Origin of the sequence: Lentisalinibacter orientalis (assembly GCF_040706535.1) — a bacterium.
GTDB lineage: Bacteria > Pseudomonadota > Gammaproteobacteria > Steroidobacterales > Woeseiaceae > Lentisalinibacter > Lentisalinibacter orientalis.
Genome location: NZ_JAPDRJ010000001.1, coordinates 1,792,236 through 1,808,207, shown reverse-complemented (window position 1 = coordinate 1,808,207; position 15,972 = coordinate 1,792,236). Strand labels below are relative to the sequence as shown.

The following is a 15,972-nucleotide window of genomic DNA, read 5'->3' as shown; positions in this document are numbered from 1 at the left end:
CATCGGCATGGCCACTGAATACACCGGAGGATGCCTCTGCGGAAGCGTCCGCTTTTCCTGCAGTGCGGAGCCCGAATACACGTTTTTCTGTCACTGCACGGACTGCCAGCGCACCGGCGGCAGCCCGTTCTCGGTGGAGCTGATGGTCCTGGCGGAGTCGTTCGACGCGCAGGGCGAGTCCCAGACCTACACCGTCGTCGGCGACTCGGGCAAGGAGGTGCACCGGCACTTCTGCCCCGCGTGCGGATCGGGCCTCTGGCTGGAATGCGACTCCGACCCGGGCTATGTTTTCCTGAAGGCGGGCGCCCTCGACGACGCAGGATGGGTGAAGCCCGACATGCACATCTTCACGGAGGCGAAGCAACCCTGGGTCGAACTGGGAGATTCGCTGCCGCGCTACGAGAGAATGCCGCCGGCGTAAGCCGAAGGCAGAGACAGGCCACTCTGCCGCGGCTCCGGTAGAGAGTTGCTAATTTCCGGAGTCGACCCGAATCCGACAACACGCGACTGACTCGCACAAGAATCCTGTGCACTGTTCGCAAAGCGGTGCTGAGGTCGATCGCGATCGTACGCTGAGGTGCTCCCGTGGTCCGAAAGCCGCCGCGCTGGTCTGGGCCGTGGGAAGCCGCAGGGGCTTCGCGGCCATGCTCGCTCAAGGGGGACAGGCAGCGGACTCGAAAAACTCAGAAAGCGAATCGCACGCCCAAGTTCCAGGTGGTGATCTTGCCGAACTCGTAGCCAGTGATCAACGCGCTGTGAGGCCGGAAGTACCAACGGCCGTTCAGGGCGACCAGAATGTCGGAGTCGAAGGTATCGGTGCCCTCGGTAGCGACCTCGCCGACCGAGGTGTAGCGCACATGGCCCTGCAGTTGGAGTGCTGGCGTCGCTGCCCAGATCACACCGAGTTCGCCGCCAATGCCGTTGTCGTCGACGTCGGCGTCGAGATCGATGCCGGCGACCCGCACGTCCTTGAACTCCGCATTGTCAAAGCTGAGGCGGCCGTAGAAGCTCGCTGTGGGCGAGAACGGGTAGGCATAACCAACACCGATCCGCCACCGCACCACGTCGAAATCACCCTCGACGGTGTCGATGCCGTCGCCGACCTCGAGCTCCTGACCGGTCAAGGAATAATCACCGAACAGGTGCATGTTCTCCGAGAACTGCCACGCGCCACCGATGAAGCCGCCGCCGCCGGCATCGGTCTCGAGATCGAACGTGCCGTTGTCCGTGAACGTCTCGGAATCCTCCACGTCGTTGACGAAGCCGGCGATGTAGCCGCCCTCGAGGTAGGTGAAGCTGAGATCCTGTGCCCCGGCAGCCATCGGCGCGCCCAGCGCGACCACCACGGCAAGTGGGAGCATCCTGTGACGAGTGGACATACAGTCACCCCTGTTTGGGAACTGACAAATACTGCCGGTCATCACGGCCGGGACTGTGTGAGACGACCTGTGGGCGACGTCCCGCTGTACACAATACTCCGGGGGGCAGACCGGCGACAAGGTGAAGCTGCCCGAACAGGGCACAGGCCAGATCATCATGCCTGCCGTTGTCATGCACCCGGCTTGCCGCGAAGCGACCCTGACGCCGTTCTGAGGTAGGATTCCCGCTATCGACCTACTCCAGTCACTCAAGACGTTCTGATGCTTTACTCTACGGATTGTATGGAGGAGTCCAGCAATGCTGTTACGTAAAGTCACCATGCACGTCCGGGAGCAAAACTGGACCGCCGTTTTCATCGATTTCGTAATTGTTGTCGTCGGTGTATTCGTCGGTCTACAGGTCCAGGACTGGAACGAGTTCCGCAAAGATCGAAATGAAGAGCAGCAATTGCTCGTTCGCCTGCTCGAAGAGACTGAACTATTGCTTGATGCTCATGAGCAGGAGCTGGGGCAGTTTCGCTTTCGAGCCGATGTACTCATGGGCGTCAATCCAATCTTATTCTCTCAAGCGCCAAGCAGGGCAATTACAGATCGTGAATGCTTGCAAATCACGTTTTCACACGTACAGAGGAGAGCGACTGACGAGCTTCCCGTCCTCGATGAGATTCTGGAGACCGGTCGGTTCAGTTTGCTGAAAGAGCCTCGTATAACGGATAGCCTGCGAACTTACCTGTTACGTCGAGAGCGCAGCCGAGCACACTATGACGAAGTGGTAAACGAACTCTTTCGTCTGCACAGCAGATACCCGGGACTCTTTTCCATTCGCCGCTTACCCGTGCCTGCCGGCAGCACTGCCGAATGGGAAGCTTTAGCCGGCGACGGCTATCAGTGGATCCCGGAGTGTAGCGTCGACGAAATGAGAGCGAATGCAGCGTTTTTGAACGAATATGTCGACAACCTGAGCCGGATAGAATCCATGGGAGGTTATGTGACCGAGCGCAGAGGCCACCTCATCGAGCTTAGACAGCTTCTCACCAATGCTATTCAGGGTACGCTGCATCCAGATTGATGAGAAACAAGTAGGCCTGCGCAGAAAAAAAAAGTAGCGCAGTTGACGATATTGACGGCCGCTCCTGGCCGACTCCGGAAGTGCGCGCCATAGTCCTTCCGGCGGGCGGAATGTCTGCTTACCGGCAAGGAGCAGACCGTCCCGGAAGGCCTGACCGCGTTTCCGCGGAAACATTTTCCGGAATCTGTTCGAAGCACTCTCGCCTGGGCATATCCGCCGAACAGCGTACGACGTAGCTGCTCGCGACGCCGATGGATAACCGGCAGATGCCCGGGACACGGATCATCTTCGCCTACCGCCCTGCGGCGCGCGATACGCGAATCTCCATGATTCACGCAGAAATGGCTCGGAAAAGTGGTTCTCACCCGCGTCGGGGTGCCCCCTGAAGTCACCGGCCCGGTTCCGGTAAACTGCCCGTAATCAACGTCGTCGGAGAACCCATGGACACCCTGCTGCAAGTCCTGCTCTATATCATCCTCGCCATCGCGCTGCTGTGGGCGGGAGCCCGCGTCTTCCTCCGCGGCCCCGACCTCGGCGGCTACGATCAGCCCGCCGGCAAGCTCGCGAGCGCCGCCGAGCGGCCCGGCGAGGACAACAGGCAGATCAGCCTGCTGCTGAAGGACCTGGAGGGGAAGATCCAGGCGGTGCCGCGGAAAGCGCGACTGCAGACCATCCGGGAACTGGTGGACAAGGGCTTCACTGACGTGATTCCGGAGGATCAACTCGGCGTCGAGCGGCGAAGCGTGGATGCCGCCGGCGTGCCGGCCGAATGGGTGCTGGCGCCCGACGCGGACCCGGCGCGCCGCCTCCTCTACATCCACGGCGGCGCCTTCTACGTGGGTAGCCCGTCGAGTCACCGCACACTCACCGCCGCGCTGTCGCGCACCGCCGGCGTGGCCGTGCTGGCCATCGATTACCGCCTGATGCCGGAGCATCCCCGCATGGCGAGCATCGAGGACTGCCTGACGGCCTGGCGCTGGATGCTGGAGCACGGGCCGGACGGCGATAGCGCGCCTGCCGATGCCTATGTGGCCGGCGATTCCGCCGGCGGCAATCTCACGCTGACACTGATCGCCGGGATCCGCGACCACGGTCTGCGGCAGGCGGACGCTGCGGTGGCGCTCTCGCCCATCACGGACAGCACCTACTCCAGCCCCAGCATGCGCTCGAACATCGTCACCGACGAGATGCTGGGGCCCATGCTCGGCCCGCTGATGCGGGTGCCCCGCTGGGCGCTGGCCTACGCCACGCTCTACCTGGCTCGCATGAAGCCGCAGAATCCTCTCATCTCGCCCATCTTCGGCGACCTCTCGAATCTGCCGCCGACGCTCATCCAGGCCTCGACCAGCGAGATGCTCACCGACGACTGCCGCCGCTACGTGAACAAGGCGCGGGAGGCGGGTTCTCCGGCGGAGCTGCAGCTCTGGCCCGAAATGGTGCACGTCTGGCAGTTGTTCGAGCCGGTCTCCGCCGAGGCACGGGAGGCCATCGGCCGCATCGCCGAGTTCCTGAGCCGCCACTCCGGCCGGCGCGAGAGCGCCGCCGCCTGACCGTTCCCCGGTCTCCGTCGGACGAGGATCAGGCGGCGGTCGCACCCCGGCGCTTCCAGATCAGGTAGATCGCGGGTATCACCAGCAGCGCCAGCGCGAGCGTGCTGACCATGCCGCCCACCATCGGCGCGGCGATGCGCTGCATCACCTCGGCGCCGGTGCCGCCGCCCCAGAGGATGGGCAGCAGACCCAGCGCGATGGAGGCCATGGTCATGACGATAGGCCGCAACCGCCTGAGCGCGCCTTCCTGTACGGCCTCGCGCAGCTCCTCGCGGCTGACGCCGCCGCCCTGCTCCCGGTGCTGCGCCAGCGCCAGATCCAGGTACACCAGCATCAGCACGCCGATCTCGACGGCGACGCCGGCCAGCGCGATGAAGCCCACGGCGACGGCCACGGAGAGGTCGAAGTCCATCCAGTACAGCAGCCAGATGCCGCCGGTGAGCGACATGGGCACCGTACCGAGGACGATCAGCACTTCCGTGAGGCCGCGGAAGGCCAGATACAGCAGCAACGCGATGATGGCCAGCGTCAGCGGCACCACCAGCGCCAGACGTTCCTTCGCCCGCTCCATGTACTCGTACTGTCCCGACCAGTTCAGCGAGTAGCCTGCCGGCAGATCGAGCCGCTCGCGCAGGAGCTCACGGGCGGCTGCCACGTAGGAGCCCACGTCGCGCCCGTCGATGTCCACGTACACCCAGCCGGTCAGGCGCCCGTTCTCGCTCTTCAGCATGGGGGGGCCGTCCTCCACGGCCACCTGCGCCACGTCGCCCAGCCGGATGCGGGCGCCGCCCGGCGTCACCACCGGCAGCTCGCGGATGGCTTCCACGTTCTCCCGTACTTCCCGCGGATAACGGATATTTACCGGGAAGCGCTGCAGACCCTCGACGGTCTCGGTGACATTCATGCCGCCCACGGCGCTCATGACCACCGTCTGCACGTCGGCGATGTTCAGCCCGTAGCGGGCCGCCTTCCCGCGCTCGATGTCCACCACCACGTAGCGCCCGCCGGCCACCTTCTCGGCGAACACCGAAGCGGTGCCCTCAACCTCGGGCAGCAGCTCCTCGATGCGCACGCCCAGCCCCTGGATCACGTCCAGGTCGGGCCCGTTGATCTTGATGCCCACCGGCGTCTTGATGCCGGTGGCCAGCATGTCGATACGGGTCTTGATGGGCATCACCCAGGCGTTCGTCACGCCGGGCAACTGCACGCGCTCACGGATCTCGGCGCGGATGTCCTCGATGTCGTAACCCTCGCGCCACTCGCTCTCCGGCTTGAAGCGGATCAGCGTCTCGATCATGGTGAGCGGCGCCGGGTCGGTGGCCGTCTCGGCCCGGCCGATCTTGCCGAATACCTGGGCCACCTCGGGCACGCTCTTGATGAGCCGGTCGGTCTGCTGCAGCAGCTGCCCGGCCTCGCCGATGGACAGCCCCGGCCGGGTGGTGGGCATGTACATCCAGTCGCCCTCGTCCAGCGGCGGCATGAACTCGGTGCCGAGACGGCTGGCCGGGTACAGCGCCGAGAGCATCAGCAGCAGACCCGCCACGACGAACAGCCAGGGCGCCCGGCTGACCCAGCCGATCACCGGCCGGTAGGCGGCGGTGAGCGCCCGATTCACCGGGTTGGCCTCCTCGGGCCGGATGCGCCCGCGCACGAGATAGCCGATCAGTACCGGCACCGCGGTGATGGCCAGCGCGGCGGAAGCCGCCATCGCCCAGGTCTTGGTCCAGGCCAGCGGCGCGAACAGCCGGCCCTCCTGGGCCTCCAGCGTAAAGACCGGTAGGAAGGACAGCGTGATGATCAGCAGCGAGAAGAAGATGGGCGGCCCCACCTCGGTGGTGGCGCGGGCCACGATCTCCCAGCGGCTGCGCCCGGACTTGTCCTCCGCCAGGTGCTTGTGAGTGTTCTCGATCATGACGATGGCGGCATCCACCATCGCGCCGATGGCAATCGCAATACCGCCCAGGGACATGATGTTGGCGTTCAGGCCCTGCGCTCGCAGGATGAGCAGCGCGGCCAGGATGCCCAGCGGCAGCGTGGCCACGGCCACCAGCGCCGAGCGGGCGTGCAGCAGGAAGATGGCGCAGATCAGCGCCACCAGCAGGAACTCCTCCAGCAGCTTGCCCTGCAGCGTGTCGATGGCGCGGCCGATCAGCTCCGACCGGTCGTAGGTGGGCACGATCTCCACGCCCTCGGGCAGGCTCGGGCGCAGCTCCTCGATGCGCGCCTTCACCGCGTCGATGGTCTGCTGGGCGTTCTCGCCGAAGCGCATGACGATGATGCCGCCGGTGACCTCGCCCTCGCCGTCCAGCTCGGCGATGCCGCGCCGCAGCTGCGGCCCGAGCCGAATCTCGGCCACTTCCTCCAGCAGCACGGGCGTGCCTTCCGGCGAGATCTTCACCGGGATCTGACGCAGCTCTTCCAGGCCTTTGATGTAGCCCGTGGCGCGCACCATGAATTCGGTTTCGGCCATCTCGATCACCGAGCCGCCCACCTCCGAGTTGCCCTGGCGGATGGCGTCGCGTATGGCCGGCAGGGTGAGGTCGAAGGAGCGCAGCCGGTCCGGGTCCACCACCACCTGGTACTGCTTCACCATGCCGCCGACGGTGGCCACTTCCGCCACGCCGGGCACGGTCTGCAGCTCGTACTTCAGGAACCAGTCCTGGATGGCGCGCAGCTGGGAGAGATCGTGCCGACCGCTGCGGTCCACCAGCGCGTACTCGTAGATCCAGCCGACGCCCGTCGCGTCCGGCCCGATGGCGGGTCTGGCCTCGGCCGGCAGTCGGGGCGCCACCTGGCTCAAATACTCGAGCACCCGTGATCGCGCCCAGTAAAGATCCGTGTCGTCGTCGAAGATGACGTAGACGTAGGAGTCGCCGAAGAAGGAATAGCCGCGCACGGTCTCGGCGCCGGGCACCGACAGCAGCGCCGTGGTGAGCGGATAAGTGACCTGGTCCTCGACCACCTGTGGCGCCTGGCCGGGGTAAGACGTCTTCACGATCACCTGCACGTCGGACAGGTCCGGGATCGCGTCCACCGGCAGTGTGCGCAGGTTCAGCGTGCCCGCGACCGCCAGCGCGGCCAGGCCGGCGAGGACCAGGCCACGGTTGCGGATCGACCAGCCGATGATTGCGCCGATCATCGGCCGGACTCCGTGCCGTCGCCGTCGCCACCCATGTCATGGCCACTGTGGTCCATCCCCTCCATGTCATGGCCCGAGTGATCCATCCCTTCCATGTCATGGCCGGAATGATCCATGCCCTCCATGTCGTGGCCGGCGTGCGGATCCGGCTCCTCCAGCCGCGCGAGCGCCTGCTCGCCGCCGGCCTCGGCGTCGATGAGGAACTGCCCGGAGGTCACGACACGGTCGCCTTCGTCCAGCCCCTCGAGCACCTCGACTTCGCTGCCGCTGGCGAGTCCGGTGACCACCGGCTGCACGCGAAAGCGGCCGTCGCCGGCATCCAGCACGACGCGCTCGCCGGCACCGGAACGGATCACCGCCTCGCGGGGAATGTGGAGCACGTCCGGCCGGGGCTCGCCCTGGATACGCACCTTGGCCAGCATGTTCGGGCGGAGCCGGCTGTCGGCGTTGTCGAAGACGAGGCGCAGCCTGAGCGTGCGCGTCTTCGGGTCGAGAGCGGGATAGATGTAGGCGATCCGGCCTTCCCAGGTCTCACCCGGATAGGCCTCGAAACTGGCGTAGGCCGGCAGGCCCTCGGCCATCCAGCCGATATCCTGCTCGAAGACTTCCACCTCGGCCCAGATGGTCGAGAGGTTCGCGACGGTCAGAACGTGGGTGGCCGGCGTGACGTAGTTGCCGTCCCGGCCCTCCATGGCAATCACCACGCCATCCTGCGCCGCGCGCCTGGGCAGGTTCTGCTGTACGCTGCCGCCGCGCTCGATGCCGGCGATCTGTTCCGCGGTGAGACCGAGCGCACGCAGACGATCCCGCGCTGCGCGGGTGAGCGAAGCGTTACCCGAGGCGCTGGCCGTCAGCAGTTCCTGCTGCGCGGAGATCAGCTTGGGCGAGAACAGCGTATACAGCACCTGCCCGGCCCGCACGCGATCGCCGACGCTCGCGATGCCGAAGGACTCGAGCCAGCCCTCTGCCCGCGCGTGGTACATGGTCACGGTGGATTCGTCCCAGACGGTGTAGCCGACGGTGTCCAGGCGGCGCGCGAACGCCCCTCGCTCCGCCTTTGCGGTGCGCACGCCCAGCGTCTGGCGCACGGCGGAGGAGACGGCGATGCCGTCGCCGCCGCCGCCGCCGCCGCCGGCACCATCCGCGTAGACGGGCACGAGGTCCATGCCCATCGGCGATTTACCGGGCTCGTCCCGGCGATAGTTGGGGTCCATGGGTGCGACCCAGTAGAGGATCTCCCGCTCGCCGCTGTCGCCGGCGTCGGCCGCGGCGCCGGGCGTCTGCCCGCCGTCGGTGCTGCCCAGCCAGAATCCGAGCATGCCGGAGATGGCCGTCACGACGATCACGATGGCCCAGAACATGGATTGTGGTTTCATGGGGATGTCCTCCCGACGTCGGCGTCGATGCCCGTCAGCGCCTCGATGCCGGCAACGGTCATCAGCCGGTCGGCGCGCGCGCGGGCGAGGGTGAGTTTTGCATCGAGCAGAGCCGTCTCCGCGTCGATCACGTTGGCGAATTCCCCGCGGCCGGACTCGAAGTCGGCGCGGGCGGCGTCCAGTCCCTGCTGCGACAGGGGCACGATCCGATCCCGGTACAGCGCCACGGTCTGCTCCGCCTCGTCGAGGCGGGCGAGCAGGGAGCGCAGTTCGGCGCGGAGCCGGAACGCCAGGTCCTCCCGCTCGGCCTGCAGGCGGTCCTGTTCGAGTTCCGCGGACGAGACCGCGGAGCGCCGCTTGTCGCCGCCGAACGGCAGGTTGATCTCGGCGCCGATCTGCCAGCGCTTCTGCGCCGGGTCCAGCGCGCCGACGTAGCCCGTGTACACGCGGAAGTCGGGCCAGTAGTCCTTGTGCGCCAACTGCAGCCGGGCGCGGGCGCCGACGAGCGAGGCATCGATCCGCGCCAGCGCCGGATGGCTGGCGACGAGCGCATCGGCCAGTTCGGCCTCCGGCGCCACCACCGGTGCCGGCGGCATGGGCGCCGGGCTCGGCAACGGCGCGTCGGCGGGCCGGCCCCTGAGCGCGTTGATCTCGGCGATGAGTGCGGTACGGCGCTGCGCTAGCGCGAGACGCTGATGCTCGAGCCGCAAAGCCCGGGTCTGCACGCGCAACAGGTCCTGCTGCAGTCCCAACCCGGCGGCGTACTGCGCCTCGGCGACGGGCTCCAGCTCTTCCACCAGGCGGAGCTCCTCGGCACTGCGGGCCAGCGCCTCGTGCACGTACCACCATTCCGCCCAGAGCCGCTCGGCCCGGGCCGCCAGCTCCCTGGCGAGCACGCGCTCGGATTCTCCGGCGGCCTCGGCCACCGCCAGCGCGACATCGCCGCGCAGCCCGCGCTTGCCGGGCCAGGGCAGGCTCTGGCTGAACTGGATCTGGCCGCGGCCGTCCACCCGGTGGCCGAAGGTATTCGGTGCGGCGCTCAGCATGAGGCGCGGGTCATCGAGGTCGTCGGCCGCCTCGGCCTCGCTCAGCAGCGCGGCGGTGGCGGCACGCCGCCCGGCCAGCGCCCGGTTTGCGGCGAGCACCTCCTCGGTGAGCATCTCCGCCGTGAGGGCGAGCGGGACCTGGTCGGCGGCCCAGCCCCGCGGCAGGAATATTGCCGTCAGGCTCAGCGCGAGCAGCAGGCCCGCGCAGCGTCGGATAAACATGTGAAGTCTCCGTCATTCGTCTTCGTTCAGTCGCCGCGCGGACGCGTGCGACAGCGGTCCGCCGCCAGGCGGACGGTCAGGAGACGACGATCGGAGGTCTGAGGAGGTACTCGGGGGCGCGTTCCGGGGGCGGCGCGGCGGAGAGCGGCAGCGCGTGCCGGGCCGGCGCGGGCAGGGCCTGCGGGATCGCCGTCTCCAGCGCGCTCAGCGGCATGCTGACCGCAGTGCAGAGACAATCGATGCAGTGGGCCGCCGGGGCATCCTGGTCGCAGCAGTCCATGGTCTGATCCATGGACTGATACATGGTCTGATCCGCGGCATGGCCGGCGGCCTGCGGTCCGGTACCGTGACAGGGCATGGCGGCATTCCCGTCGTTCGCGACCGCGCGGGCGGTCTGCGCGGCGGGCTGCGGCAGGACGTCCATCGCGCAGGCGTGGGCCAGCTCTCCGGCCGAGGCGGCCAGGATGCTCACGATCACGGCGATGGCGGTCAGCCTGCGCATGCGTGGATTAGAACCCATGCCGCGGCGTCAGTCCAATGCGCGGCTCCCGAAAACGGACATCGGCCGCGGATGGCGGCGGCCGGCCCGGCGGCTCCGGGACCGGCGCCGACCGCCTGCCGCCGGCCGTTCCGGGTTAACATTCGCCGGAAACGCAAGGATCCGCCCCATGCCGCTCGCAGACATCGCCGCCGTCATCATCACGCGGGACGCCGAGGCCACGCTGGCCGAGACGCTGGCGAGTCTCGCCCGCCTGCCCGAGGTGGTCGTCTACGACAACGGCTCGACGGACGGCACGGAAGACATCGCCCGCGCGCACGCGAACGTGTGCTGGTTCAGCGGCGAGTTCATGGGCTTCGGGCCGACCAAGAACCACGCCGCCGGGCTGGCCGAGCGGGACTGGATACTGTCCATCGATGCCGACGAGGCGGCCAGCGAGGAACTCGTCGCGGAACTCGACGCGCTGGATCTCTCGGACCCCGCGCGGCTCTACGAGGTGGACCGCCACAACTACTTCATGGGCCGGCGGGTCCGCCGTGCCGGCTGGGGCAACGACTGGCTGCCGCGCTTCTATCATCGCGGCCGCCATGCCTACAACCAGGCCAGCGTGCACGAGCGCATCGAGCCGCAGGTCGGCACGACAGTCGTGCGCCTGCGCTCGCCGCTGTATCACCGGGCCGTCGAGCGCCTCGGCGCCTTCCTGCAGAAGGCGGACCGCTACTCCGAGATCCGCGCCGGTCGCGCCCATGCCGCCAAACCGCCGGTGCTGATCTTCCTGCGCGCGGTGTGGGCATTCCTGCGCACCTATTTCATCCGGCTGGGCTTCCTGGAAGGCTGGCGCGGACTGGTCATCGCCTGGGGCGACGCGGACGGCGTGTTCTACAAACACATGAAGGCCACGGCCCGGGAACGCGCGGCGGCCGGCCGCTGATCCGCCTCCGCCCATGCCCGCCGACAGACCCGAGATCACCCACATCAACCTCGCCCGGGGTTTCCGCGGCGGCGAAAATCAGACCCTGCTGCTGGTGCGCGAACTCGCGCGCCGGGGCTGGCGCCAGCAGTTCATCGGCCGCGGCGGCGAACCGCTGGCGGAGCGCCTCGCGGGTGTCGACGGCCTGAGCATCACGCCCGTCGGCGGCGTGCTGGGCGCGGCGGTGCGGGTGGCAGCGCCGCTGGTGCATGCCCACGAGGCGCGGGCGGCGCAGGCGGCCTGGATCGCGTCGAAGCTGCGCGGCTGCCGTTACCTGCTGACGCGCCGGGTCATGAAGCCGCCGTCGCACAGTGTGCTGACGTCGCGGATCTACCGGGACGCGGCCGCCGTCACCGCCCTCTCCCGTGCCATCGCCGATGTGCTAGCCGAACGTTTTCCCGGCCTGGACGCCGCCGTGATACCCAGCGCGCTGGCCGCCGCCGAGCCTGATCCGCGCCGCGTGGCCGAGATCCGCAAAGCGATGCCCGAACCCTTCCTGGTGGGCAACGTCGCAGCGCTGGACGTGGCGAAGGGCCAGCTCGAACTGCTCACGGCGGCGAAGACGCTGACGGCGGCGCATCCGGACATGGGCTTCGTCTTCGTCGGCGACGGCGCCGACGGCGAGACCATCCGCGCGGCCGCCGCCGGTCGGTCCGGGATCCACTTCACCGGCTTCGTCGACAACGTGGCGGATTATCTGGCCGCCTTCGACGTGTTCGCCTTCCCGAGTCACCACGAGGGGCTGGGATCTGTGCTGCTCCAGGCGATGGCCGGCGGCACCCCCGTCGTGGCGAGCGACACGGGTGGCATTCCCGAGCTGATCCGCCACGAGGAGACGGGACTGCTGGTACCGCCCCGGGACGCGACCGCACTGGCCGCCGCCATCGAGCGCCTGTATGGCGACGAGGAACTGCGGCAGCGGCTGGCCGGCGCCGCGCGCCAGCGGCTCGGCGCGTTCTCGATTGCCGGCGTCGCGGAACGGCTGGAGGCGCTGTACCGCGGCCTCGGTTAGGCGCGGCTGCCCCGATCGGCACTTCTCAGGTCCGCGTAGGCATCGGGCAGACTGTCCGGCCGGCCCTTGAACTTGCGGTGCACCCAGTAGTATTCCGCCGGCGCCTCGCGGATCCACTCCCCCACCATCTCGTTGTAGCGGGCCGCATCCGCCACCGGATCGCCGGAGGGAAAATCGGCCAGCGGCGGATAGACGGTGATGCGGTAGCCCGCATCATCGGGCAGCCGGCGCGGGAACAGGGGCAACACCACGGCCTTGCCGAGCTTGGCCAGCGCGCTGGTGGCCGTGTTGGTCATCGCCGGTTCGCCCATGAACGGGATCAACTCCGACTGCTTGCGCCGGTAGCTCTGATCCGGCGCATACCACACCGGCACCGCTTCGCGCAGGCTGCGCACCATGGTCTTGATGTCGCTCTTCTCGATGGTGCGCCGGGCCGAGCGCTCGCGGCCGCGCCGCCAGATCTCGTTCACCAGCGGACTGCGGTGTTTGCGGTACACGGCATCGAACGGCGGCAGGTTCATGTACAGCACGGGGCCGCTGAACTCCAGCGTCGTGAAGTGGGCCGTGAGCAGGATGGCGCCGCGGCCCTGCTCCACCGCGCGGTGCACGTGTTCCGCCCCTTCGATGGTGGCGAGCCGCGCGATGAAGGCGTCGCCGCGCCACCAGGCGCTCGCCGTCTCCAGCAGCGACATGCCGAGCGAGCGGAAATGGGCGCGGGTCAGCGCCTCCACCTCGTCCGCCGACTTCTCCGGGAAGCACAGGCCGATGTTGCGGCGGGCCACCGCGACGCGTTTCGGCAGGAGGCTCGCGGCGAGCCCGCCGAGGGCGCGGCCGAGTCGCATCTGCGCCCGGTACGGCAGCAGGCAGGCCAGTCTCAGCACGGCGATACCGAGCCAGGCGGGCCAGTAGCGGGGATGCAGAAAGGCGGTGAGGCGGGGGCGGTCTTCGGACATGGCAGCGCCAGTTTAGCCGTGCCCGCAAAAAAAATCGGCCCCGCCGTCAGACGGGGCCGATTGCGGAGGCGGGGGAGGATGCCTCAGAAACGATATTCGAACGTCCCCATCACACGACGGGGGTCGCCGTAGAAGGCGGTGATGCTGCTCTCCAGGCCGAGATCCGGGAAGTAGTAACCCGCCACCTTGTACTCCTTGTCGGTCAGGTTCTTGCCGTGCAGGCCCAGGCGCCAGCGGCCGTCGGGGTCCTCGAGCACGAAGCTGAGGTCCCACAGCGTGTAGGCATCCTGGTCCAGTTCCGGCGTCGGCACCTCGAACTGACTGGTGTCGTCCCGATACGAGAGCGTGTTGCGTACGGAGAAGTTCGTGTCGCGCCCGATCACCTGCATCGGCCGCTCGTAGATGAGCGTGGCGCTGGCGGTCACTTCGGGCGTGTTCTGGAAGACGCGCTCGTCCGCCACGTCGTTGCCGAGCGCATCGATGAACTCGTTGAACTCCGCATCGATGTAGCCGAGCATCCAGTTCAGCCGGAACGCATCGGAGAGCTGCGCGGCACCCTCGAACTCCACGCCGAAGATGTCGGCGTCCGCGGCGTTCGACGTGATGCCGATGAAGGTGTCCACGACGCCGTCGTTATCCGAGTCGATGCCCACGGAGCCCGGGATCTGCACGTCCTGGTAGTCGGCGAAGAACACCGCGATGTTGGTGTTGACGGTGTTGTTCAGCCACGAGGACTTCACGCCGAATTCGTAGGAACTCACGGTCTCCGGCTGGAACAGCATGAACTCGAAGATGTCCTGCTCGTCGACGTCGCCGTCGCCGTCGAGATCGGGCGCCGAGCTGGTCTGACCGCGCGGGTCGAAGCTGCCGCCCTTGAAGCCTTCGCTCCAGGTGAAGTACAGGTTCTGGGTATCGCTGGGGGCGTAGCTCACCGAGAAGCGCGGCGTGAACTCGGTGAATTTCTCGCTGCCGTCGAAGTCCGACGTCGTCGCGATCGGGATGGCCGAACCGCCGAAGTAGCTCGACGTGCCGCCAATCAGCGTCTGCCGCAATACCCGGGAGCTGCGCTCGTCCGAGGTGTAGCGGCCGCCGACGGAGACGGCCCAGACATCCGTGAGCTGATAGGTGAAGTCCGCGAACAGTGACCAGGTCTCCGTGTCCACGTCACCCAGCGTGAAGGCGTTCAGCCCCGGCAGGCCCAGGAGGTCGCCGGTGGTGCCCAGGATGACGTCGAAGGCCGTGAAGGCATTGGCGTCCAGATAGTAGGCGCCGGCCACGCCGGACAGGCGGTCACCCTCGTACAGCACCTGCAGCTCCTGTGAGAACTGGTCGTTCTCGTACACGGCGGGCACGTCGAGGTCCGCGGCGGGCAGGCTGTCGAAGTCGATCGGGGTGTAGGTCTGGTCGTCACGGTAGGCCGTGATGCTTTTCAGCGTGAACGCCGGGGTGATGTCCCACTCTGCCAGCAGGGACATGCCCCGCGCCTGCACTTCCTGGGTGGGATTGTTGAGGCCGGCCCGGGTGTCGTAGACGTCGTCCAGGATGGGCGCTCCGGACAGGTTGCCGACCGTCAGACGGTGACCCTGGCGGGGGTCGGAGTCGTCATCCAGGTAGTCGCCGGTCAGGCGGAAGAACAGGGTGTCGCTCGGCAGCCACTCGACGCTGAAGCGCCCGGCCAGCAGGTCTTTCGCGTAGTTCTCGGTGCCGGGCAGGTTCAGGTTGTCGCCGAAGCCGTCGTGGCTGAGACGCGCCACCGAGCCGCCGATGCGCAGCGTGTCGAAGACGGGCGTCGAGGCGCTCACCACCGTGTCGAGCTGATTGTAGCTGCCCACCGCCACCTTCACCTTGGCCTCGGGCTCGTCCGAGAGACGCTTGGTCACGTACTTGATGGCGCCGCCGATGGTGTTGCGCCCGTACAGCGTACCCTGCGGGCCGCGCAGCACCTCGATGCGCTCCACGTCGTAGATGTCGAGCACCGCGGCCTGCGGCCGGTTCAGATAGACGTCGTCGATATAGATGCCGACACCGGCCTCGAAGCCGGGCACCGGGTCCTGCTGACCCACGCCGCGGATGAAGGCGGTGATGGTCGTGTTCGTGCCGCGGGAGACTTCCAGCGTCACGTTGGGCGTCGTCTGCCCGACCTCGGTGATATTCAGCGCGCCGATACGTGCGAGATCGTCACCGCTGAATGCCGTGATGGAGAGCGGCACGTCCTGCAGCGACTCCTCCCGGCGCCTGGCGGTCACCACGACTTCCTCGATGGCGCGAGCGCCCTGTTCGGTCTCCTGGGCGACGGCGACCGGACCGAAACCGGTCACGGGCAGCGCGACGGCCAGGACTGCACCCAGTCTCCGGGCATAGCGGTAGCGTATAGGCATGACAGATTCCCCCGTTGGTTGTGATAGCGGCACCGGAGTGCCCGCGCTCGGGCCGTTGCAGCCAAAATTCAACGAACGCTGAATGAATCCTATTTCAACGCTGGTTGAATTACAAGACCGCAGACCAACGGCCGTAGGAGGGCCTTCAGGCCCGATCCGGCCCTGCCAGACCCACGTTCTATTCTGGCCGCCCTGCGGGGGTATCCATCTTGCTCCCGACAAAAGGTCGCGGCGATGGATACCCCCGCATGACGGCCGTGCTCGTGGCGGCGTGACGGAACTGCCGGTCAGAGACGCTCACTGACACGCGCCAGACCTTTCGGCTGCGGGCCCGCCATCGACTGGGGTGGACTGCGGGGGACGCTCAGGTGGGAGGGCC

General features: G+C 67.6%; 12 protein-coding genes. 5 read left to right on the top strand and 7 right to left on the bottom strand.

Annotated features, from left to right (window positions below; translation table 11 throughout):
* Nucleotides 1-7 precede the first annotated feature (7 nt).
* Nucleotides 8-421, top strand: coding sequence for a GFA family protein (locus tag ACJMK0_RS07980; RefSeq protein WP_405237176.1), 414 nt, complete (start codon nt 8-10; stop codon nt 419-421).
* 262 nt (nt 422-683) lie between these two features.
* On the opposite strand, the gene ACJMK0_RS07975 is transcribed toward ACJMK0_RS07980, so the two are convergent.
* A complete protein-coding gene (locus tag ACJMK0_RS07975; protein WP_405237174.1) occupies nt 684-1,346 on the bottom strand; it encodes an outer membrane beta-barrel protein in 663 nt (220 codons plus the stop codon).
* 331 nt (nt 1,347-1,677) lie between these two features.
* Between ACJMK0_RS07975 and ACJMK0_RS07970 the strand changes: the two genes are divergently transcribed.
* Entirely contained in the window at nt 1,678-2,448 is a 771-nt protein-coding gene (locus ACJMK0_RS07970; RefSeq protein WP_405237172.1) for a hypothetical protein, read from the top strand.
* A 440-nt stretch (nt 2,449-2,888) separates the two neighbouring features.
* Entirely contained in the window at nt 2,889-3,998 is a 1,110-nt protein-coding gene (locus ACJMK0_RS07965; protein WP_405237171.1) for an alpha/beta hydrolase, read from the top strand.
* A gap of 28 nt (nt 3,999-4,026) precedes the next feature.
* Here ACJMK0_RS07965 and ACJMK0_RS07960 read toward each other — a convergent pair whose 3' ends face one another.
* From ACJMK0_RS07960 to ACJMK0_RS07945, 4 genes are all read right to left on the bottom strand, one after another.
* Entirely contained in the window at nt 4,027-7,137 is a 3,111-nt protein-coding gene (locus ACJMK0_RS07960; protein ID WP_405237169.1) for an efflux RND transporter permease subunit, read from the bottom strand.
* On the bottom strand, nt 7,134-8,513 hold the full coding sequence (locus ACJMK0_RS07955; protein WP_405237167.1) for an efflux RND transporter periplasmic adaptor subunit: 1,380 nt from the start codon (nt 8,511-8,513) through the stop codon (nt 7,134-7,136). Before ACJMK0_RS07955 ends, ACJMK0_RS07960 begins: the two co-directional genes overlap by 4 nt.
* A complete protein-coding gene (locus ACJMK0_RS07950; protein ID WP_405237165.1) occupies nt 8,510-9,781 on the bottom strand; it encodes a TolC family protein in 1,272 nt (423 codons plus the stop codon). The genes ACJMK0_RS07955 and ACJMK0_RS07950 overlap by 4 nt, the downstream gene beginning before the upstream one ends.
* A 76-nt stretch (nt 9,782-9,857) precedes the next feature.
* On the bottom strand, nt 9,858-10,301 hold the full coding sequence (locus ACJMK0_RS07945) for a hypothetical protein (protein WP_405237163.1): 444 nt from the start codon (nt 10,299-10,301) through the stop codon (nt 9,858-9,860).
* Nucleotides 10,302-10,449: 148 nt separating this feature from the next.
* On the opposite strand from ACJMK0_RS07945, the gene ACJMK0_RS07940 reads away from it, so the two are divergent.
* Both ACJMK0_RS07940 and ACJMK0_RS07935 read left to right on the top strand, forming a co-directional pair.
* Nucleotides 10,450-11,211: a glycosyltransferase family 2 protein gene (locus ACJMK0_RS07940; protein WP_405237161.1), complete on the top strand. Its 762-nt coding sequence runs from the start codon at nt 10,450-10,452 to the stop codon at nt 11,209-11,211.
* A 13-nt stretch (nt 11,212-11,224) separates the two neighbouring features.
* Nucleotides 11,225-12,262, top strand: a complete 1,038-nt coding sequence (locus ACJMK0_RS07935) for a glycosyltransferase family 4 protein (protein ID WP_405237159.1) — start codon at nt 11,225-11,227, stop codon at nt 12,260-12,262.
* Here ACJMK0_RS07935 and lpxL read toward each other — a convergent pair.
* Together lpxL and ACJMK0_RS07925 are read right to left on the bottom strand one after the other, a co-directional pair.
* Nucleotides 12,259-13,215: an LpxL/LpxP family Kdo(2)-lipid IV(A) lauroyl/palmitoleoyl acyltransferase gene (gene lpxL / locus ACJMK0_RS07930; protein WP_405237157.1), complete on the bottom strand. Its 957-nt coding sequence runs from the start codon at nt 13,213-13,215 to the stop codon at nt 12,259-12,261. The two genes, ACJMK0_RS07935 and lpxL, sit on opposite strands and share 4 nt — an antisense overlap.
* 83 nt (nt 13,216-13,298) lie before the next feature.
* On the bottom strand, nt 13,299-15,593 hold the full coding sequence (locus ACJMK0_RS07925; protein WP_405237155.1) for a TonB-dependent receptor: 2,295 nt from the start codon (nt 15,591-15,593) through the stop codon (nt 13,299-13,301).
* Between the last annotated feature and the right edge of the window lie 379 nt (nt 15,594-15,972).

Coding starts and splice junctions, on each gene's coding strand:
- ACJMK0_RS07935 (WP_405237159.1), top strand. CDS start 11,225: ATGCCCGCCGACAGACCCGAGATCACCCACATCAACCTCGCCCGGGGT.
- ACJMK0_RS07925 (WP_405237155.1), bottom strand. CDS start 15,593: ATGCCTATACGCTACCGCTATGCCCGGAGACTGGGTGCAGTCCTGGCC.
- ACJMK0_RS07950 (WP_405237165.1), bottom strand. CDS start 9,781: ATGTTTATCCGACGCTGCGCGGGCCTGCTGCTCGCGCTGAGCCTGACG.
- ACJMK0_RS07960 (WP_405237169.1), bottom strand. CDS start 7,137: ATGATCGGCGCAATCATCGGCTGGTCGATCCGCAACCGTGGCCTGGTC.
- ACJMK0_RS07940 (WP_405237161.1), top strand. CDS start 10,450: ATGCCGCTCGCAGACATCGCCGCCGTCATCATCACGCGGGACGCCGAG.
- ACJMK0_RS07970 (WP_405237172.1), top strand. CDS start 1,678: ATGCTGTTACGTAAAGTCACCATGCACGTCCGGGAGCAAAACTGGACC.
- ACJMK0_RS07945 (WP_405237163.1), bottom strand. CDS start 10,301: ATGGGTTCTAATCCACGCATGCGCAGGCTGACCGCCATCGCCGTGATC.
- ACJMK0_RS07955 (WP_405237167.1), bottom strand. CDS start 8,513: ATGAAACCACAATCCATGTTCTGGGCCATCGTGATCGTCGTGACGGCC.
- ACJMK0_RS07980 (WP_405237176.1), top strand. CDS start 8: ATGGCCACTGAATACACCGGAGGATGCCTCTGCGGAAGCGTCCGCTTT.
- lpxL (WP_405237157.1), bottom strand. CDS start 13,215: ATGTCCGAAGACCGCCCCCGCCTCACCGCCTTTCTGCATCCCCGCTAC.
- ACJMK0_RS07965 (WP_405237171.1), top strand. CDS start 2,889: ATGGACACCCTGCTGCAAGTCCTGCTCTATATCATCCTCGCCATCGCG.